General features: G+C 74.5%; 13 protein-coding genes. 4 read left to right on the top strand and 9 right to left on the bottom strand.

The features are described 5' to 3' along the window. Positions 1 to 95 precede the first annotated feature (95 nt). Complete coding sequence (locus NPS70_RS26180) at positions 96 to 1,196, bottom strand: alkene reductase (RefSeq protein ID WP_256526897.1); 1,101 nt, start codon at positions 1,194 to 1,196, stop codon at positions 96 to 98. 198 nt (positions 1,197 to 1,394) lie between these two features. On the opposite strand from NPS70_RS26180, the gene NPS70_RS26175 reads away from it, so the two are divergent. Beyond that, positions 1,395 to 1,958: a MarR family winged helix-turn-helix transcriptional regulator gene (locus NPS70_RS26175; protein ID WP_256526896.1), complete on the top strand. Its 564-nt coding sequence runs from the start codon at positions 1,395 to 1,397 to the stop codon at positions 1,956 to 1,958. A 33-nt stretch (positions 1,959 to 1,991) separates the two neighbouring features. Here the strand turns inward: NPS70_RS26175 and NPS70_RS26170 are convergent, their stop codons facing one another. Together NPS70_RS26170 and NPS70_RS26165 are read right to left on the bottom strand one after the other, a co-directional pair. Continuing rightward, on the bottom strand, positions 1,992 to 3,083 hold the full coding sequence (locus tag NPS70_RS26170; protein ID WP_256526895.1) for an aminotransferase class V-fold PLP-dependent enzyme: 1,092 nt from the start codon (positions 3,081 to 3,083) through the stop codon (positions 1,992 to 1,994). Positions 3,084 to 3,655: 572 nt separating this feature from the next. Next, entirely contained in the window at positions 3,656 to 4,402 is a 747-nt protein-coding gene (locus NPS70_RS26165; protein ID WP_256526894.1) for a DsbA family oxidoreductase, read from the bottom strand. 254 nt (positions 4,403 to 4,656) lie between these two features. Here NPS70_RS26165 and NPS70_RS26160 point away from each other — a divergent pair, with 254 nt between their 5' ends. Next, complete coding sequence (locus NPS70_RS26160; RefSeq protein WP_256526893.1) at positions 4,657 to 5,859, top strand: TerD family protein; 1,203 nt, start codon at positions 4,657 to 4,659, stop codon at positions 5,857 to 5,859. Positions 5,860 to 6,395: 536 nt separating this feature from the next. On the opposite strand, the gene NPS70_RS26155 is transcribed toward NPS70_RS26160, so the two are convergent. Next, positions 6,396 to 7,904, bottom strand: coding sequence for a hypothetical protein (locus NPS70_RS26155; RefSeq protein ID WP_256526892.1), 1,509 nt, complete (start codon positions 7,902 to 7,904; stop codon positions 6,396 to 6,398). 286 nt (positions 7,905 to 8,190) lie between these two features. On the opposite strand from NPS70_RS26155, the gene NPS70_RS26150 reads away from it, so the two are divergent. Continuing rightward, positions 8,191 to 10,029, top strand: coding sequence for an endonuclease/exonuclease/phosphatase family protein (locus tag NPS70_RS26150; protein WP_256526891.1), 1,839 nt, complete (start codon positions 8,191 to 8,193; stop codon positions 10,027 to 10,029). A 99-nt stretch (positions 10,030 to 10,128) separates the two neighbouring features. On the opposite strand, the gene NPS70_RS26145 is transcribed toward NPS70_RS26150, so the two are convergent. Together NPS70_RS26145 and dapD are read right to left on the bottom strand one after the other, a co-directional pair. Beyond that, a complete protein-coding gene (locus tag NPS70_RS26145) occupies positions 10,129 to 10,563 on the bottom strand; it encodes a VOC family protein (protein ID WP_256526890.1) in 435 nt (144 codons plus the stop codon). 483 nt (positions 10,564 to 11,046) lie between these two features. After that, positions 11,047 to 12,048, bottom strand: coding sequence for a 2,3,4,5-tetrahydropyridine-2,6-dicarboxylate N-succinyltransferase (gene dapD, locus NPS70_RS26140; RefSeq protein WP_256526889.1), 1,002 nt, complete (start codon positions 12,046 to 12,048; stop codon positions 11,047 to 11,049). 201 nt (positions 12,049 to 12,249) lie between these two features. Between dapD and NPS70_RS28605 the strand changes: the two genes are divergently transcribed. Continuing rightward, positions 12,250 to 13,539 (top strand): CdaR family transcriptional regulator, encoded by a 1,290-nt coding sequence (locus NPS70_RS28605; protein WP_305886380.1) that lies wholly within the window; start codon positions 12,250 to 12,252, stop codon positions 13,537 to 13,539. A gap of 302 nt (positions 13,540 to 13,841) precedes the next feature. Here the strand turns inward: NPS70_RS28605 and NPS70_RS26130 are convergent, their stop codons facing one another. The 3 genes from NPS70_RS26130 to NPS70_RS26120 are packed head-to-tail and all read right to left on the bottom strand — an operon-like array spanning position 13,842 to position 15,939. Then, a complete protein-coding gene (locus NPS70_RS26130) occupies positions 13,842 to 14,180 on the bottom strand; it encodes a metal-sulfur cluster assembly factor (protein ID WP_256526888.1) in 339 nt (112 codons plus the stop codon). Next, positions 14,177 to 14,662, bottom strand: a complete 486-nt coding sequence (sufU, locus tag NPS70_RS26125) for a Fe-S cluster assembly sulfur transfer protein SufU (RefSeq protein ID WP_256526887.1) — start codon at positions 14,660 to 14,662, stop codon at positions 14,177 to 14,179. The genes NPS70_RS26130 and sufU overlap by 4 nt, the downstream gene beginning before the upstream one ends. An 8-nt stretch (positions 14,663 to 14,670) precedes the next feature. Further along, the gene (locus NPS70_RS26120; RefSeq protein ID WP_256526886.1) at positions 14,671 to 15,939 is read right to left on the bottom strand and encodes a cysteine desulfurase; all 1,269 of its coding nucleotides are present in this window, start codon (positions 15,937 to 15,939) and stop codon (positions 14,671 to 14,673) included. Positions 15,940 to 15,972: the final 33 nt, after the last annotated feature.

Genomic DNA, 15,972 nt, shown 5'->3' with positions numbered 1-15,972 from the left:
ACGGCCGGGGCAGGTCCTCCTCGGGAGACCTGCCCCGGCCGTGTGCCGTCGTGCGCCGTGCGGCCGGCCCCGTCAGGCGGTGCCGGCCGCCCGGGTCAGCCGCCCTGCGCGGCGGCGTCCTCCTCCGCGGGCAGTGGGGGGTAGTCCGTGTAGCCGCGGTGGTCGCCCCCGAAGAACGTGGCGGGGTCGGGGGTGTTGAACGGACCCCCGGCGCGCAGCCGGCGCGGCAGGTCGGGGTTGGCGAGGAAGAGCGCCCCGAAGGCCACCAGGTCCGCGACGCCGTCCTCGACCAGGGTCAGCGACCCGGGTCCGGTCGGCCCCTCGGTCGCCGGGTTCAGCACCAGGGTGCCGGAGAACAGCTTGCGCAGGGTGAGGACCAGCCCGCGCTCGGCGGGACCGGTCTCGACGACGTGGAGATAGGCGAGGCCGAGCGGCTCGACGGCCTCGGCCAGGGCCGTGTAGACCGGCTCGGGGTCCGGCTCGTCGATGTCGTTGTACGGGTTGCCGGGCGAGATCCGCAGCGCCGTGCGGTCGGCGCCGATCTCCTGGGCGACCGCCCTCGCGGCCTCCACGGCGAAGCGGATGCGCGCCTCGTCGCTGCCGCCCCACGCGTCGGTGCGCAGGTTGGTGTTGGGGGCCAGGAACTGGTGGATCAGGTAGCCGTTGGCGCCGTGCAGCTCGACCCCGTCGAAACCGGCCTCGACGGCGTTGCGCGCCGCAGCCGCGAAGTCGGCGATGACGGCCCGCACCTGGGCGTCGGTGAGTTCGGCGGGGGTGACCAGGTCCTGCGGGCCGGTGCGGGTGTAGATCTGCCCGCGGGCGGCGACCGGCGAGGCGCCGACGGGGGCGAGGCCGTCCGGGAGCAGGGAGGGGTGGCCGATCCGGCCCGCGTGCATGAGCTGGGCGAAGATCGTCCCGCCCGCCTCGTGCACCGCGTCGGTGACCTCGCGCCAGGCGGCGACCTGCTCGGCGGTGTGCAGCCCGGGGGTGTCCGGGTAGCCCTGGCCGCCGGGCGACGGCTGGATCGCCTCCGTGACGATCAGCCCCGCTCCGGCGCGCTGCCGGTAGTACTCGGTGGTGGCGGCCGTGGGCGTCAGTCCGGGGCCGTAGGCGCGGCTGCGGGTCATCGGTGCCATGGCGATGCGGTTGGCGAGCCTGCGGCCGCCGAGCAGGACCGGGTCGAAGGCTGTGGTCATGAGGGTCTCCCAGGTTTATGTGGTCGGCCAATGAATCCGACGGGAGCCACTGTAGCGCATTAGTTGGCCAGCCAAGATAAAATGTGTGACAGCATGTGGGGGCGGGCCCGCGACCGCCCCGCCGGCGGAGGGCGGCCCGGCATCCGCCACCCGAGAGCAGCCCGCGGCCCGACGGCGGTCCGCGGCCGAGGAGGCCCCATGTCCGGCGCCCAGGGCGACGCAGCCTGCGGTGACGCCCTTCCGTTCGCCGCACGCGGGGGCCCCGTCAGCCACGCCCTGTCACGGGTGGCCAGGCTGCACCGCATCGCCGCCGGAAAGCTCCTGCGCCGCCTCGACCTCTACCCCGGCCAGGAGTTCGTGATGATGCGGCTGTGGGGCGCCGGACCGGTCCGCCAGTCCGAACTGATCCGGGGCGTCGGCCTCGACCCCTCGACCGTGACCAAGATGCTCCAGCGCCTGGAGCAGACCGGGCACGTCCGCCGCGGCCCCGACCCGTCCGACCGCCGGGCGGTGCTCGTCGAGGCGACCGAACGCAGCTGCTCCCTGCTGGCGGAGGTCACCGCGGCGTGGACCGAGCTGGAGGAGTGGTCCCTGGCCGGCCTGGAACCCGGTGAGCGGCAGGAGCTGGCCCGGCTGCTGGGCAAGGTGGAGGCCAACCTCTGCGTGGAGTCGGCGGACTGCCTCCTCGACCGGGAGGCCGCGGCGCCGGGCCACCCCGCCGCGCCCGAGTGCGCCGCCGAGCCCGGCCCCGTCCCGGGCTGAGCCGGGCGGCGCTCCGAGGGGCGCCCGGCGCGCTCAGGCCCGCTTTCCCGCGGCCCTCTCGATCGCGTCCAGCGCGCGGTCCACGTCGTGCGCGGTGTTGTACAGGTGGAAGGCGGCCCGCAGGTTCCCCGCCCGCGCGGAGACCGAGATGCCGTCGGCGGCCAGCGCCTCGGCGCACCCGCCGAGCCCGGGCACCCCCACGACGGCCGAAGCCGCCCGCACCGGCTCCCAGCCGAGAGCCTCCAGACCGGCGCGGAAGCGGTCCGCCAGGGTCAGCGCATGGGCGCGGAGTGCCTCGGTGCCGACCTCCTCCACCAGGGCCAGCGACTGGCGCCCGGCATGGTAGGAGAGGAAGGCCGGGGGCTCGTCGTAGCGGCGCGCCGAGTGGGCGAGTTCGCCGATGGGGCCGTACGTCGTCTCCCACAGCCGCTCCGCGGCGAAGGTGCCCGCGTGCATCGGCAGCAGCGTGCGCTGCGCCTCCTCCCCCACCGTCAGGAAGGACACCCCGCGGGGGCAGAGCAGGAACTTGAAGCCGCCTGTCACCGTGTAGTCCCACTCCCCCGCACGCAGCGGCAGCCAGCCCGCCGACTGGCTCGCGTCGAGGAGTGTGCGCGCCCCGTGCGCCGCGGCCGCCGCCCGGACGGCCTCCAGGTCGGCCACGCGGCCGTCCGAGGACTGCACCGAGGACAGCGCGACGAGCGCCGTGTCCGGCCCGACCGCCTCGGCCAGCGACTCCAGCGGCGCGAAGCGCGCGACCAGGTCGCCGCGCACCGTGAAGGGTGTGATCACGGAGGCGTACTCGCCCTCAGGAAAGAGGACCTCCGCCCCGCGCGGCATCGACGCGGCGATCAGCCCGACATGGACGGAGACCGATCCGCCGACGGCCACCCGGGCCGCGTCCACACCCGCGATCCGGGCGAACGAGGCCCGCACCGCCTCGACGGCGGCCCAGTCCCCGGAGCCTCCCGCCCGCCCGTCGGCCAGCTCCTGCGCCAGCCTGCCCACGGCACGCACCGCCCGGTGCGGCAGCAGACCGCAGAGCGAGGTGTTGAGGTAGGTCGAGGCGGGCGCGAACTCGGCTGCGGCCAGCGGGTGAAGGCCGGGGGTGCTCGGTGTCGTCTCCATGTGATCACCCTGGTCCGCGCGCGGCCGCCGGTCAACCGGCGCGGCCGGGACGGGTGTTGGTCGGTCCTGTGCACCCACGCCCCGCACCCGGCCCCCGGGCTGCGGGCCCTTCGCGCGGGGCACGCGCCCGCCGTCGGACGGGGGGACCGCGCGCGGTGCGCCGCATCCGTCCCCGACCGCGGGGATGCCTGCTTCCGGGGGGTCCGCGCCGGGCAGCAGGCGCGACCCGGCCGCTTCCGCGTCCTCCTCGACGACGGCGGCCCGGTGCCCGGGCGGGTCGGTCTCGTCGACGGGGCGGAGGACCGCGCCGGACCCGGCCGCCGTGCGGCGGGGCGGGGTCCGGCGAACCGCCGCCGTGCGCGAGATGTCCACCCCTGGCCGCCGCGTACGGGCCGAGCGGGCGCCGGGCAGCCGCGGGCCTCGACAGCACGGGCTCCCTCGCGGTGCCGCGCCGCACGGGGTTCGCGGCCACCGGTCCCGTGGAGAACCGGTGGTCGGCCGGACCCCGGCTTCGTCCGCGCCTCGCCTCCGCACCGGGGACCGGCCGGCCACCGGGGAGTGCGGGACGGTCCTCAGCGGGCGGGGACCTCGCAGGCCCCGTCGGCGTCGCAGGCGGCAGGCCCGGCGGGGTCGGCGGCGTCCCGGGCCTCCGGCACCGCGCCGGCCGCGGGCCCGGTGTCCCGGCGGCCGCGCCACGCCTGCTCCAGGGCCTGGGTGAAGAGCTCGGCCGGCTGGCCGCCCGAGACCCCGTAGCGCCGGTCGAAGACGAAGAACGGCACACCGGTGGCGCCGAGCGAAGCGGCCTCGCTCTCGTCGGCCCGCACCTCCTCGGCGTAGGCCGCGGGATCGTCGAGCACGGCGCGCACCTCGGCCTCCTCCAGCCCGGCCTCGACGCCCAGGTCCACCAGGACGGCGCGGTCGAAGACGGAGCGCTCCTCGGCGAAGTTCGCGCGGTAGGCGAGCGAGAGCAGCGCGTCCTGGCGGCCGCGGGCCTTGGCGAGGTGGAGCAACCGGTGGATGTCGAAGGTGCTGCCGTGGTCGCGGCCCTCGGTGCGGTAGCCGAGCCCCTCGGCGCGGGCGCTGGAGGCGACGTGCTCCTCCATGGCGCGGGCCTCGTCGAGCGTGCGGCCGTACTTCCGCGCGAGCATGTCGATCACCGGGGCGACGTCTCCCGGGGCGCGGTGCGGGTCGAGCTCGAAGGAGCGGTGCACCACCTCGACCGCGTCGCGGTGGGCGAACGCGGCGAGCCCCTTCTCGAAGCGGGCCTTGCCGATGTAGCACCAGGGACACGCCACGTCGGACCAGATCTCGACACGCATGGTTCTCTCATCACTCCAGGTCGTACGGGTCTGCCGCCGGTTGCGACGGCGGCCGGAGGGGGAACACCGCGGCGGCGCCCCGCATTCCGCCCGGGCGTCGGCGCCCGGCGCGGCGGGGCGGGGCGGGGCGCCGAACCCCGCGGCTGAGCGCCGGGGCCGGACGCCGAAGGCACCGGAGGAGTTCCCGGGGGCAAGGGCCGAAAGAGTAAGGGAACGGTAAAGCGGACTCGCTCGTTACGCCTTTCATGACAGCTATGACCCCCGGCTCGAACATCCCTCTCACCGCCGTGCGCGTGGCGGTGGACGTCACCGCCCCGGTGCGGCTCGACGTATCGGGCCTGCTGCTCACCGCCGACGGCAAGGTGCGCTCCGACGACGACTTCATCTTCTACAACCAGCCGCAGGGCCCCGGTGTCAGCTACCGGTCCGGCGGCGGGACGGCCCCGGACGCGGTGGTGGTGGACACCGCGGCGGTGCCGCCCGGCATCGAGAGGGTCGTCGTCACGGCGAGCCCGGACGCGGCGGGGCAGACCTTCCAGGGCATCGAGCCGACCGCGACCGTCCGCAACGCCGACGACGGCAGCGCGCTGGCCTCCTTCACACCGCCCCGGCTGGGGTCCGAGACGGCGCTGGTGGTGGTCGAGCTCTACCGCCGCGGCGGGGCGTGGAAGGCCCGGGCGGTGGGCCAGGGCTACGCGAACGGCCTGGCGGGCATCGCGACCGACTTCGGCGTGTCGGTGGACGAGGCTCCCCCCGCCGCGGCCGCGGCCCCCGCGGCTCCTCCGATGCCCCCCGCTCCCCCGGCTCCCCCCGTCGCCGCGGCTCCGGCCGCCGCCCCGCAGGCGCCTCCGGCGCCCCCGGTCCCCGCGCCCGGCGCGGGGAAGGTGAACCTGGACAAGGGCCGGGTCAGTCTGCGCAAGAACGAGACGGTGTCGCTGGTCAAGGGCGGGCGCCCGCTGCTCTCCCAGGTCAAGATGGGCCTCGGCTGGGAGCCCGCGTTCCGGGGCAAGGACATCGACCTGGACGCCTCGGTCATCGCCTACGGCCCCCAGCGCAACCACCTGGACAGCTGCTACTTCGGCAAGCTCTCCATCCTCAACGGCGCCATCAAGCACTCCGGGGACAACCTGACGGGCGAGGGCGCGGGCGACGACGAGGTCATCGTCGTGGACCTGGGCCGCCTGCCCGCCGACGCCACGGGTCTGGTCTTCACGGTGAACTCCTTCTCCGGACAGAAGTTCACCGAGGTCGCCAAGGCGTACTGCCGCCTGATCGACGCCGCCACCGGCGAGGAGCTGGTGCGCTTCGACCTCACGGGTGCCGAGCCCCAGACCGGCGTCATGATGGCGAAGCTGATCCGCCAGTTCTCGGGCGAGTGGGAGATGACGGCGATGGGCGACTTCGTGAAGTCGCGCACCGTGCGCGGCATGGTCAAGCCCGCGGCCCAGGCGCTGTGAGCACCGGGGAGTCTCGCGGATCGCGGTGGGATTCCCCGGCGCCACCGTGCGGAACGGCGAGTGGCGGGTGACCGGGCTCGGCCGGGAACCGTTCTGCGGGCTGCCGCCCGACATGCGGTACGGCGTCGACGGCACCCCGGCCGTACCCGGGGCCCCCTTCCCGGGCCGGACGCAGGGCAGCGGCCGGCGCGGGCTGTCCTGAGGGAGCCGGACGCGCCGGACGATGGGACGACGACGCGGACGAGGGGTGCTGCGGTGGTGGAGGCGAGGGTGGCCGGACTGCCGCCATGCCTCCCCCGCGCGGGCGCCGACGGCGGCTGACGGGACCGGCGGACCCGTCGGCCGCCCCAGCCCCTCCGGGCGGGGTGGCCGCCCGGAACGCCGGAGGCCACGCCCCCGGCCCGCCCGGGACGCCTGAGGCCGGGCGCCCGTCCCGCCGGGGCGCTCCCGTGTGAACGCCGCGGTCTCCGCCCGTCCGCACGCGCCCCGGGGGCGGCATCCACGCCCCTGCCGGGGCGGACGGCGCACGGCGGCGGTCAGGCAGCCCCGGTGCGCGAGCGCGCCTTGAAGGCCGCCTTGCGGGCCTCCTTGGCGAGGCCCTTGTCCGGGTGCAGGGCCCCCATGGCCTCCAGCACCCGCGCGGTCGCCGGGTGGTCGACCCGCCAGGCCGCGTCGAAGAAGCCCCGGTGCTGGCCCACCAGCCCCACCACGAGTTCCCGGAGCTCGCCCGTCTCCCCGTCGGTGGCCAGCTGGGCGGCGATCGTGTCGACGGCGAGCCAGAAGACCATCGACTCGGGCGGGGGCGGCACGTCCGCGGCACCGTGCTCGGCGAGCCACACCCGGGCCAGTCCGCCCAGTTGGGCGTCGTCGAGCACCGCGCGCACCGAGGGCTCGGCCTGGGGGCCGACGAGCGCCAGTGCCTGCTGGCAGTGCAGTCGGCGCAGCGGCCCGCCCTCGTCGCGCCCCCGGGCGGCGGCGAGCAGTTCACGGGCGGCCTCGGGCGCCGGACGCGCGGCGAGCCACTGCCCGGTCTCGGCGTGGACGGCGGCCTCGGGGTAGTGGGCGAGGCGGTCCAGCAGGACGTCGGCGCCCTTGTCCGCGAGCTCGCCCACGGCGGGTGCCGCGAGCCCGGCCTCCAGCAGCCGCGCACGGACGCCGTACAGGCCGAGCGCGGTGAGGCGGACCAGGCCGTAGCGGCTGAGGTCCTCCTCCGCGGGCTCCTCCCCGTCGTCGGCGTCGTCCTCGGCGGCCATCAGCGCCTCGTCGACGGGCTGGTAGGCCACCAGCCCGATCGGCTCCAGCAGCCGGAACTGGTCGTCCAGGCGCATCATCGCCTCGGAGACCTGCTCCAGCACCTCGTCGGTGGGCTCCGCCATGTCCTCCGGCACGACCACCGAGGCGGCGAGGGCCGGGAGGGGGACCGCCGCGCCCTCGGTGCCTTCCGAGACCGTGAGGAGGTAGAGGTTGAGGAGCACGCCCTCCAGGAACTCGGCCTCGGCCTCGGGGTCCCAGTCGAGCGCCTCGAAGTCGATCTCGCCGTCCTCGCCGACGAGCGCACCGATGTCGTCCACGACGGGCGCCTCCGCGTCGGCGAGCGCCACGTCGAGGGCGTCCAGCCACAGTCCGAGGACGTCCTTCGGCGAACCCCGGGTGACCAGCGCCAGGTTGGCCCCCGCGACGGCACCGCCTGTCGCCTCCCCGGCCGTGCTCCCCGCCGGTCCGCCGGGGGCCCCGGCGCCCTCGGGCCCGTCCTCGTCCTGCGGGTCCTCGACGTCCACGAGGCCGGTGTCGACGGCGACCCGCCACGCCTCGCTGGCGTAGGCCGGGCCGTCGTCGTCGGGGCCGTCCGGCAGCCCCAGTTCCCGCGCGGCGGGGGCGAGTTGGTCCTCGACGAGTTCGCCGCCCGCACCGACCCGGGTCCCCGGACCCGCCCAGCGCGCGAGCCGCACGGCCCGCGCGAGCAGGGGTGCGGCGAGGGCGTCCCGGGCCAGTTCCGCGTCCGAGGGCAGCAGCACCGGCGGCAGGGCGGGGCGGTCTTCTGGCATCTGGATCGGGTCTCCTCCGCGCGTACGGGCCCGGGCGGCCTCGTGGGCTCTGTCGGGGCACGTCCAGCCTAGTGCCCCGGCGGCCGGGGTTCGCCCCGTCCCGGCGGCCGCCCCGGCCTTCCGGAGGCCCCCGACAGGGCGGTTCACCTGCGCTTCCCTGTACGTACAGACGGCAGCTCTTGACAAGTGGGCTTCCCAGCCAAGAGATTGACGCGCGTAGAGCTTGTCCTGTTCACGACCGTAGAACAGCGCGAAACCCCTCACCTCTCATCACCGGAGTACCTTGATGCCTTCCTCCGTCGTACCGAGAACCCACGCCGTCGCGGCGCTCGTCGCCGCCGCGCTCGCCGCGGGCCTGCTCGCCGGCTCCACCGGCGCCTCCGCGGCCGAGAACCCCTCGGTGCGCATCCATGACATCCAGGGCACCACCCGTATCTCGCCACTCGCGGGCAGCCAGGTCGCCGACGTGCCGGGCATCGTCACGGGCGTGCGGACCTACGGCTCCCGGGGGTTCTGGATCCAGGACACCCGGCCCGACGACGACCCGGCGACCAGCGAGGGCGTGTTCGTCTACACCGGCTCGGTACCCACCGTCTCCGTCGGCGACGACGTGCTGGTCTCCGGCACCGTCGGCGAGTACGTCCCCGGCGGGACCTCCTCCGGCAACCAGTCGGTGACCCAGATATCCAGGCCGACCGTGACCGTCCTCTCCCAGGGCAACCCGGTCCCGGCCCCCGTGACCGTGTGGGCCTGGTCGGTGCCGTCGGCGTACGCCCCGCAGGGCGACCCCGAGGACGGGGGCAGCATCAACGGCCGCACCCTGCGCCCCCGTTCGTACGCCCTGGACTACTACGAGTCCCTGGAGGGCACCAACATCCGCATCGGCACCTCGCGGGTGGTCGGGGCCACCAACCGCTACGCCGAGCTGTGGGTGACGGTCAAGCCGTGGGAGCACGCCAACCTGCGCGGCGGCACGGTCTACGGCTCCTACGGCTCCCAGAACACCGGGCGCCTGAAGGTGCAGTCGCTCACCCCGCTCGCCGAGCGGCCCTTCCCGGACGCGAACGTCGGAGACCTCCTCGGCGGCACCACCGAAGGCCCCCTCGACTTCAACCAGTACGGCGGCTACACGCTGGCGGCCCGCACCCTCGGCACGGTGCACGACCGCGGCCTGCGTCCGGAGAGGACCCGGCCGCAGCGCTCCGGCGAACTGGCGGTGGCCACCTACAACGTCGAGAACCTCGACCCCTCGGACCCGCAGGAGAAGTTCGACGCCCTCGCCCGGGCGGTCGTGGAGAACCTGGCGTCCCCCGACATCCTCGCCCTGGAGGAGATCCAGGACGACACCGGCAGCAGGAACGACGGCACCGTCTCGGCCGAGCGGACGCTGACCATGTTCACGGACGCGATCAAGGCGGCGGGCGGCCCGGCCTACGAGTGGCGCGCCGTCGACCCGGAGAACAACCAGGACGGCGGCCAGCCCGGCGGCAACATCCGCCAGGTGTTCCTCTTCAACCCCGAGCGGGTGTCCTTCACCGACCGGGGCGCGGCCGACGCCACGACCGCCACCGGAGTGGTGCGCGAGCGGGGCCGCGCGGCTCTGACCCACTCCCCCGGCCGGATCGATCCCGCGAACGCCGCCTGGGAGGACAGCCGCAAGCCGCTGGCGGGCGAGTTCAGCTTCCGGGGGCGCCCGGTGATCGTGATCGCCAACCACTTCGCGTCCAAGGGCGGCGACGAGTCGCTCACCTCGCACCACCAGCCGCCGAACCGCACCTCGGAGGCGCAGCGCCTGCTCCAGGCACAGACGGTCAACACCTTCGTGAAGGACGTCCTCGCGGCCGAGCGGCGGGCCAGGGTCCTGGTGGTCGGCGACATCAACGACTTCGAGTTCTCGGGGACCACGCGGGCGCTGACGGACGGCGGCGTGCTCCACGCGGCCATCACCTCCCTGCCGCGCTCCGAGCGCTACTCCTACGTCTACGACGGCAACAGCCAGGTGCTGGACCAGATCCTGACCAGCCCGGCGATCCGCCGCTTCGCCTACGACAGCGTGCACATCAACGCGGAGTTCGCCGACCAGAACAGCGACCACGACCCGCAGGTGCTGCGCTTCCGCCCGTAGCACCGGCGTCCGGTCCGGCCCGCGCTCCTTCCCCGCGCGGGCCGGACCGGCCCCGGGGCGCCGGGCGTCCGGCGGCGCTCCCCGGGGCCGGAGAGCCGGTCAGTCGAGGCAGAACTCGTTGCCCTCGACGTCCTGCATCACGATGCAGGACTCGTTCTCCTCGTCCGCGACCATCGTCCGCACGTGGACCGCGCCGAGCGCGACGAGGCGTGCGCACTCCGCCTCCAGCGTGGCGAGGCGCTCCTGCCCGACGAGCCCGATGCCCGCCCGCACATCCAGGTGCACCCTGTTCTTGGCCGTCTTCCCCTCGGGGACGCGCTGGAAGAACAGCCGGGGGCCGGCGCCCGAAGGGTCCTGGCACGCGGCCCACGCGCCCTGCTCCTCCGGCGGCTGGGCGCGCCGGTACTCCTCCCAGGTGGCGAACTCCGCCGCGGGCGGGGGCATGACGTACCCCAGCACCTCGCACCAGAAGCGGGCGACGCGCTCGGGTTCCGCGCAGTCGAAGGCGACTTGGAGCTGCTTGATCGCTGGCATCCGGGCACCGTAGCAAGGGGGCTTTCGCGCCGTCGACGGGGTTTCCGGTGCGCGGCCCGGCCGTCTCGCGTCCCGTCGGGAGCGGCCGCACTCCCCGTGCGGCGGCGCCTGCCGCCCGGTGCCCGGGACGGCAGACCCGTCCTCGGCTCACGGCTCACGGCTCAGAGATCACCGCAGGACCAGGCGCAGGTGACGGGCAGGGCCGCCACGGCAGACCTCGCGGCCCCCACACCGGCCGGTCGCCCCCGCTCTCCGAGGAGAGGCGTTTCACCACCGGGCTGAAGCCCGGTGGGCGACGAATGCTCCGGGTAGCGGACCGGCGATCGCACGCCGCCTGGGGCGCGTACCCCGGAGCACGTCGAGAGCGCCCTCCCCCGGGCCGACCCCGGGCCGTGGAAGGGCGCTCGACGATGACCGACGTCGACGGACGCCGACCGCTCGGCAGCAGGTCGGAGCGTTGGTCGACGGGGCGGCCGCCGGTGGTCAGTTGTGGCTGTGCAGGACCTCGTTGAGGCCGCCCCACACCGCGTTGTTCGGGCGGGCCTCGACGGCACCGGAGACCGAGTTGCGGCGGAAGAGGATGTTGCTCGCCCCGGACAGCTCCCGCGCCTTGACGATCTGGCCGTCAGGGAGCGTGACGCGGGTGCCCGCCGTCACGTACAGCCCCGCCTCCACGACGCACTCGTCGCCCAGCCCGATGCCCACGCCCGCCTCGGCACCGACGAGGCAGCGCTCGCCGATCACGATGCGGACGTTGCCGCCGCCGGAGAGGGTGCCCATGGTGGAGGCGCCGCCGCCGATGTCCGAGCCGTCCCCGACGACGACGCCCGCGGAGATCCGGCCCTCGACCATGGAGGTGCCGAGGGTGCCCGCGTTGAAGTTGACGAAGCCCTCGTGCATCACGGTGGTGCCCTCGGCGAGGTGGGCGCCGAGGCGCACCCGGTCGGCGTCGGCGATCCGCACGCCCTTGGGAGCCACGTAGTCCGTCATCCGCGGGAACTTGTCGACGGAGGTGACCTGGAGGTGCAGCCCCTCGGCACGGGCGTTGAGCCGTACCTCCTCCAGCCGGTCGACCGCGACGGGGCCGAGGCTCGTCCAGGCCACGTTGGCCAGCAGGCCGAAGACACCGTCCAGGTTCTGCCCGTGCGGCCGGACCAGCCGGTGGGAGAGCAGGTGGAGGCGCAGATAGGCGTCGTGGGCGTCGAGCGGCTTGTCGTCGAGGGAGGCGATCACCGTGCGGACGGCCACGACCTCGACGCCGCGGCGGGCATCGGTGCCGACGGCCTTGGCGGCACCCGCACCGAGCAGTTCGACGGCCTGCTCGGCCGTCAGCCTCTCGGTGGTCGCGGGGCCGGGCTCCTCGGCGAGCCGGGGAGCGGGGAACCAGGTGTCGAGGACGACGCCCTCGGGGGTGAGGGTGGCCAGGCCGGCGGCGACGGCGCCGGTGGTGCGCTGAGCGGTGGTGCTGTCGGGCGAGTCAGTCATGACAGGAAACCTAACGGTCCGGGGCGCGCGGGAGCGAACCGGTCTCAGGTGCCGGGCGGGGCGCCCGGCGCCTGCCGTCCGGCACGGCGGGGGCGGCGCCGGGCGGCGTGCAGCACATGGGCGCACGCGCCTTGACACCCCGGCTGCGCTGCGGCGACCTTGGTTACCGGGAAGTAAGAACGAGATGTCGGGGGTCTCACCATGGATCGGGGTGTCACGGAGCGGACAGCACAGGCCGCCGCCGGGGAGCCGCTCTCCTTCGGCGGTGTACCGCTGCAGGCGCGGCTTGCCGCCGCTCTGCCGGAGCTCACCTCAGCCGTCCTCGCCCGCCTGGTCGCCCGGGTGCCCGTATACGGGACGCTGCCGACCGAGCAGCTGGGCAGCGAGACCCGGCGCGTGATCGAGCAGGGCATCCGGACCTTCCTCGCGACCCTGCGCTCCGGTGAGCTGCCGGGCGAGGAGCGCCTGCAGGTACTGCGGCAGTCCGCCGCCAAGCGCGCCGAGGAGGGCGTTCCGGTCGAGGCGGTGATCCGGGCGTACCACGTCGGCGCCCAGGAGTGCCTGTCCCGGATGCTGTCCCACGCGGGCCCCGGGGACATGGCGGCCGTCCAGGAGACCGCCCTGCTGGTGCTGCGGTTCGTCGAGCAGATGACCGCCACGGTCGTCGAGGGGTACGTGGCGGTGCGCCACGCCACGGCGGGCGAGGAGCAGCTGGTGCGTCAGGGGGTGCTGACCGCGTTGCTGGACGGCGTGGACGTGCGCGCCGGGGCCCGCGACCGGGGGTTCGAGCTGCCGCCCTGCTACCTGGTGCTCGCCCTGGGCATCGGGCTGCACCCGGACGAGAGCGCCGACGGGGTGAGCCCGGTGATCGCCACCAAGCGCAAGCTGCGGCGGCTGCGCGTGGAGCTGGAGCGGCACACCGACGGGGCGGTGCTGTCCTCCCTGGGGCCGGACGGCGGGATCGCGCTGGTGCCGCACCGGGTGGGGCCCGGGGAGGTGGGCCCCGGGGACTGGCAGCGGCTGTCGGGGGTGGTCTCCCACATGAGCCGGGTGGCGGGGGTGGAGATCCGGGCCGGGGCGGCGGCGGCCGCGCCGGAGGGGGTGCGCGACGCGGCCCGTCTCGCCCAGGACATCCGCCGGGTGGCGGCGGCCTCGGGCAGGGGGCCCGGCCTGCATCTGCTCTCGGAGGTGCTGCTGGAGTACCAGCTGATGCAGCCGGGCCCGGCGCGCGACGCACTGGCCGACCTGATGCGCCCGCTGGAGGGCCGCCCCGAGCTGCTCGGCACGCTGCGGGTCTTCCTGCAGAGCGGGCTGAGCCGGCAGCTCACCGCCGAGCGGCTGCGCGTCCACCCGAACACGGTGGACTACCGGCTGCGCCGTGCCGCGGAGGCCACCGGCCTCGACGCGACCTCGGGCAGCGACGTCGTCCGGGTCCGGGCCGCGCTCAGCGCCCACGACGCCCGCGCCTCCTGCCCGGCGGGCAGTGTCTAGGACGGGAGGCCGGCACGTGCCCGGGGGCCGCACGCCCTGCGGCCCGGTGCGGCGCAGGACCGCCGTTCCCGGTCGCCGGACGGTGCACGCCCTGCGGAGGCGTGTTCTCAAGGGGTGGGCTGACGCCCGAGGGGGCGGCGGCTGCCCGACGGTGTCCCGTTCGTCGGGGCAGACCCGTCAGCCGTGAAGCGACAGGGCCGTGCCCGCCGGTGCGTCCGGCGGGCACGGCCCTGTCCGTAGCGCCCCGGCGACGCACCGCCCCGGGCAGGTCCGCCCGGGGCCGGGTGTCGCGGGGACGCCGGTCAGACGTTGAAGCCGAGGGCGCGCAGCTGCTCGCGCCCGTCGTCCGTGATCTTCTCCGGGCCCCACGGCGGCATCCAGACCCAGTTGATCTTCAGCTCGTTCACGATGCCGTCCGTGGCCGACTTGGCCTGGTCCTCGATCACGTCGGTCAGCGGGCAGGCCGCGGACGTCAGCGTCATGTCCAGGGTGGCGACGTTGGAGTCGTCGACGTGGATGCCGTAGATCAGGCCCAGGTTGACGACGTCGATGCCCAGTTCGGGGTCGACGACGTCGTACAGCGCCTCGCGGACCTCCTCCTCGGAGGCCGGCTTCAGGGCCGTGGTCTCGTTCTCGCTCATGCCGTCTTCCTCTCGGCGTCGTCGGGCTCGGCGTCGGCTGCCTCGCCCAGGGCCTGGGCGGTGGCGTCCTTCCAGGCCATCCAGCTCAGCAGGGCGCACTTCACCCGGGCCGGGTACTTGGAGACGCCGGCGAACGCCACGGCGTCCTCCAGCACCTCCTCCATCGCGTCGTCGGGCTCGATGCGCCCCTTGGACTGCATCAGCTCCAGGAAGGTGTCCTGGATCCGCCGCGCCTCGGCCAGCTCCTTGCCGACCAGCAGGTCGTTGAGGACGGAGGCGCTGGCCTGGCTGATGGAGCAGCCCTGCCCCTCGTACGAGACGTCGGCGACGCGCGAGCCCTCGTACCTCACCCGGAGGGTGATCTCGTCGCCGCAGGTCGGGTTGACGTGGTGCACCTCGGCGTCACCGTCACGCAAGCCCCGCCCGTGGGGGTTCTTGTAGTGGTCCAGGATGACGTCCTGGTACATGGAATCCAGCTTCACATCGTCCCCTAGCCGAAGAAGTTCCGGACGTGCTCCAGGCCGTCGACGAGGGCATCGACCTCCGCCGGCGTGGAGTACAGATAGAACGACGCCCGCGTGGTCGCGGGAATTCCGTACCGCAGGCAGACGGGGCGCGCGCAGTGGTGTCCCACGCGCACCGCGATGCCCTGCTCGTCGAGGACCTGGCCCACGTCGTGCGGGTGGATGTCGCCGAGCGTGAAGGAGATCGCGGCGCCGCGGTCCTCGGCCGTCGAGGGGCCGATGATCCGCAGGTCGGGGACCTCCAGCAGCCTGCGCACGGCGTACTCGGTGATCGCGTGCTCGTGCTGCGCGATCCGCTCCATGCCGATCGAGGCCAGGTAGTCCACGGCCGCGCCCAGCCCGACGGCCTGCGCGATCGGGGGCGTGCCGGCCTCGAACTTGTGCGGGGCGGGGGCGTACGTCGAGGAGTGCATCGAGACGGTCTCGATCATCTCGCCGCCGCCGAGGAAGGGGGGCAGGTCCTCCAGCAGCTCCTGCCGCCCCCACAGCACGCCGATGCCCGTGGGGCCGCACATCTTGTGGCCGGTGAAGGCCACGAAGTCGGCTCCGAGCTCCTGGACGTCCAGCACCATGTGGGGCGCCGCCTGGGAGGCGTCGACGCACACCAGCGCGCCGACGTCCTGGGCGCGGCGCACGATCGCCTCGACCGGGTTGATCGTGCCCATGATGTTGGAGACCAGGGTGAAGGAGACGATCTTCGTCTTCTCCGTGATGGTCTCCTCGATCGTGGACAGGTCGAGGCGGCCGTCGTCGGTGAGCCCGAACCACTTCAGCTTCGCGCCGGTGCGCTGCGAGAGCAGCTGCCAGGGCACGATGTTGGAGTGGTGCTCCATCTCCGTGATGACGACCTCGGTGTCGTGGTCGACCCGGTAGGGCTCCTCCGCCCAGCCGAGCATGTTGGCCACGAGGTTGAGCGACTCCGAGGCGTTCTTGGTGAAGATCACCTCGTCGCGGCTGGGGGCGTTGACGAAGGCCGCGACCTTGTCGCGGGCGCCCTCGTACAGCGCCGTGGCCTCCTCGGCGAGCACGTGCACGCCGCGGTGGACGTTGGCGTTGTGCCGCTCGTAGTAGCCGGTCAGGGCGTCGAGGACCTGGCGCGGCTTCTGGGAGGTCGCCGCGTTGTCCAGGTAGACGAGCCGCTTGCCGTCGTGGAGCACCCGGTCGAGGACCGGGAAGTCCTTGCGGATCGCCTCGGTGTCCAGAAGTCCGCTGAGACCCTGGTGGGACTGCGTCACGCCACTGCTCCCCTCTTGCTGTTCTCTCCGCCC

Source organism: Streptomyces sp. C10-9-1, from assembly GCF_024497955.1.
In the GTDB taxonomy this organism is placed as follows: Bacteria; Actinomycetota; Actinomycetes; order Streptomycetales; family Streptomycetaceae; genus Streptomyces; species Streptomyces sanyensis.
Note: the sequence above shows the minus strand (reverse complement) of the source record. Positions and strands in the feature narration are given on the sequence as shown.

Coding starts and splice junctions, on each gene's coding strand:
- NPS70_RS26175 (WP_256526896.1), top strand. CDS start 1,395: ATGTCCGGCGCCCAGGGCGACGCAGCCTGCGGTGACGCCCTTCCGTTC.
- dapD (WP_256526889.1), bottom strand. CDS start 12,048: ATGACTGACTCGCCCGACAGCACCACCGCTCAGCGCACCACCGGCGCC.
- NPS70_RS26170 (WP_256526895.1), bottom strand. CDS start 3,083: ATGGAGACGACACCGAGCACCCCCGGCCTTCACCCGCTGGCCGCAGCC.
- NPS70_RS26160 (WP_256526893.1), top strand. CDS start 4,657: ATGACCCCCGGCTCGAACATCCCTCTCACCGCCGTGCGCGTGGCGGTG.
- NPS70_RS26150 (WP_256526891.1), top strand. CDS start 8,191: ATGCCTTCCTCCGTCGTACCGAGAACCCACGCCGTCGCGGCGCTCGTC.
- NPS70_RS26130 (WP_256526888.1), bottom strand. CDS start 14,180: ATGAGCGAGAACGAGACCACGGCCCTGAAGCCGGCCTCCGAGGAGGAG.
- NPS70_RS26145 (WP_256526890.1), bottom strand. CDS start 10,563: ATGCCAGCGATCAAGCAGCTCCAAGTCGCCTTCGACTGCGCGGAACCC.
- NPS70_RS28605 (WP_305886380.1), top strand. CDS start 12,250: ATGGATCGGGGTGTCACGGAGCGGACAGCACAGGCCGCCGCCGGGGAG.
- NPS70_RS26155 (WP_256526892.1), bottom strand. CDS start 7,904: ATGCCAGAAGACCGCCCCGCCCTGCCGCCGGTGCTGCTGCCCTCGGAC.
- NPS70_RS26180 (WP_256526897.1), bottom strand. CDS start 1,196: ATGACCACAGCCTTCGACCCGGTCCTGCTCGGCGGCCGCAGGCTCGCC.
- NPS70_RS26165 (WP_256526894.1), bottom strand. CDS start 4,402: ATGCGTGTCGAGATCTGGTCCGACGTGGCGTGTCCCTGGTGCTACATC.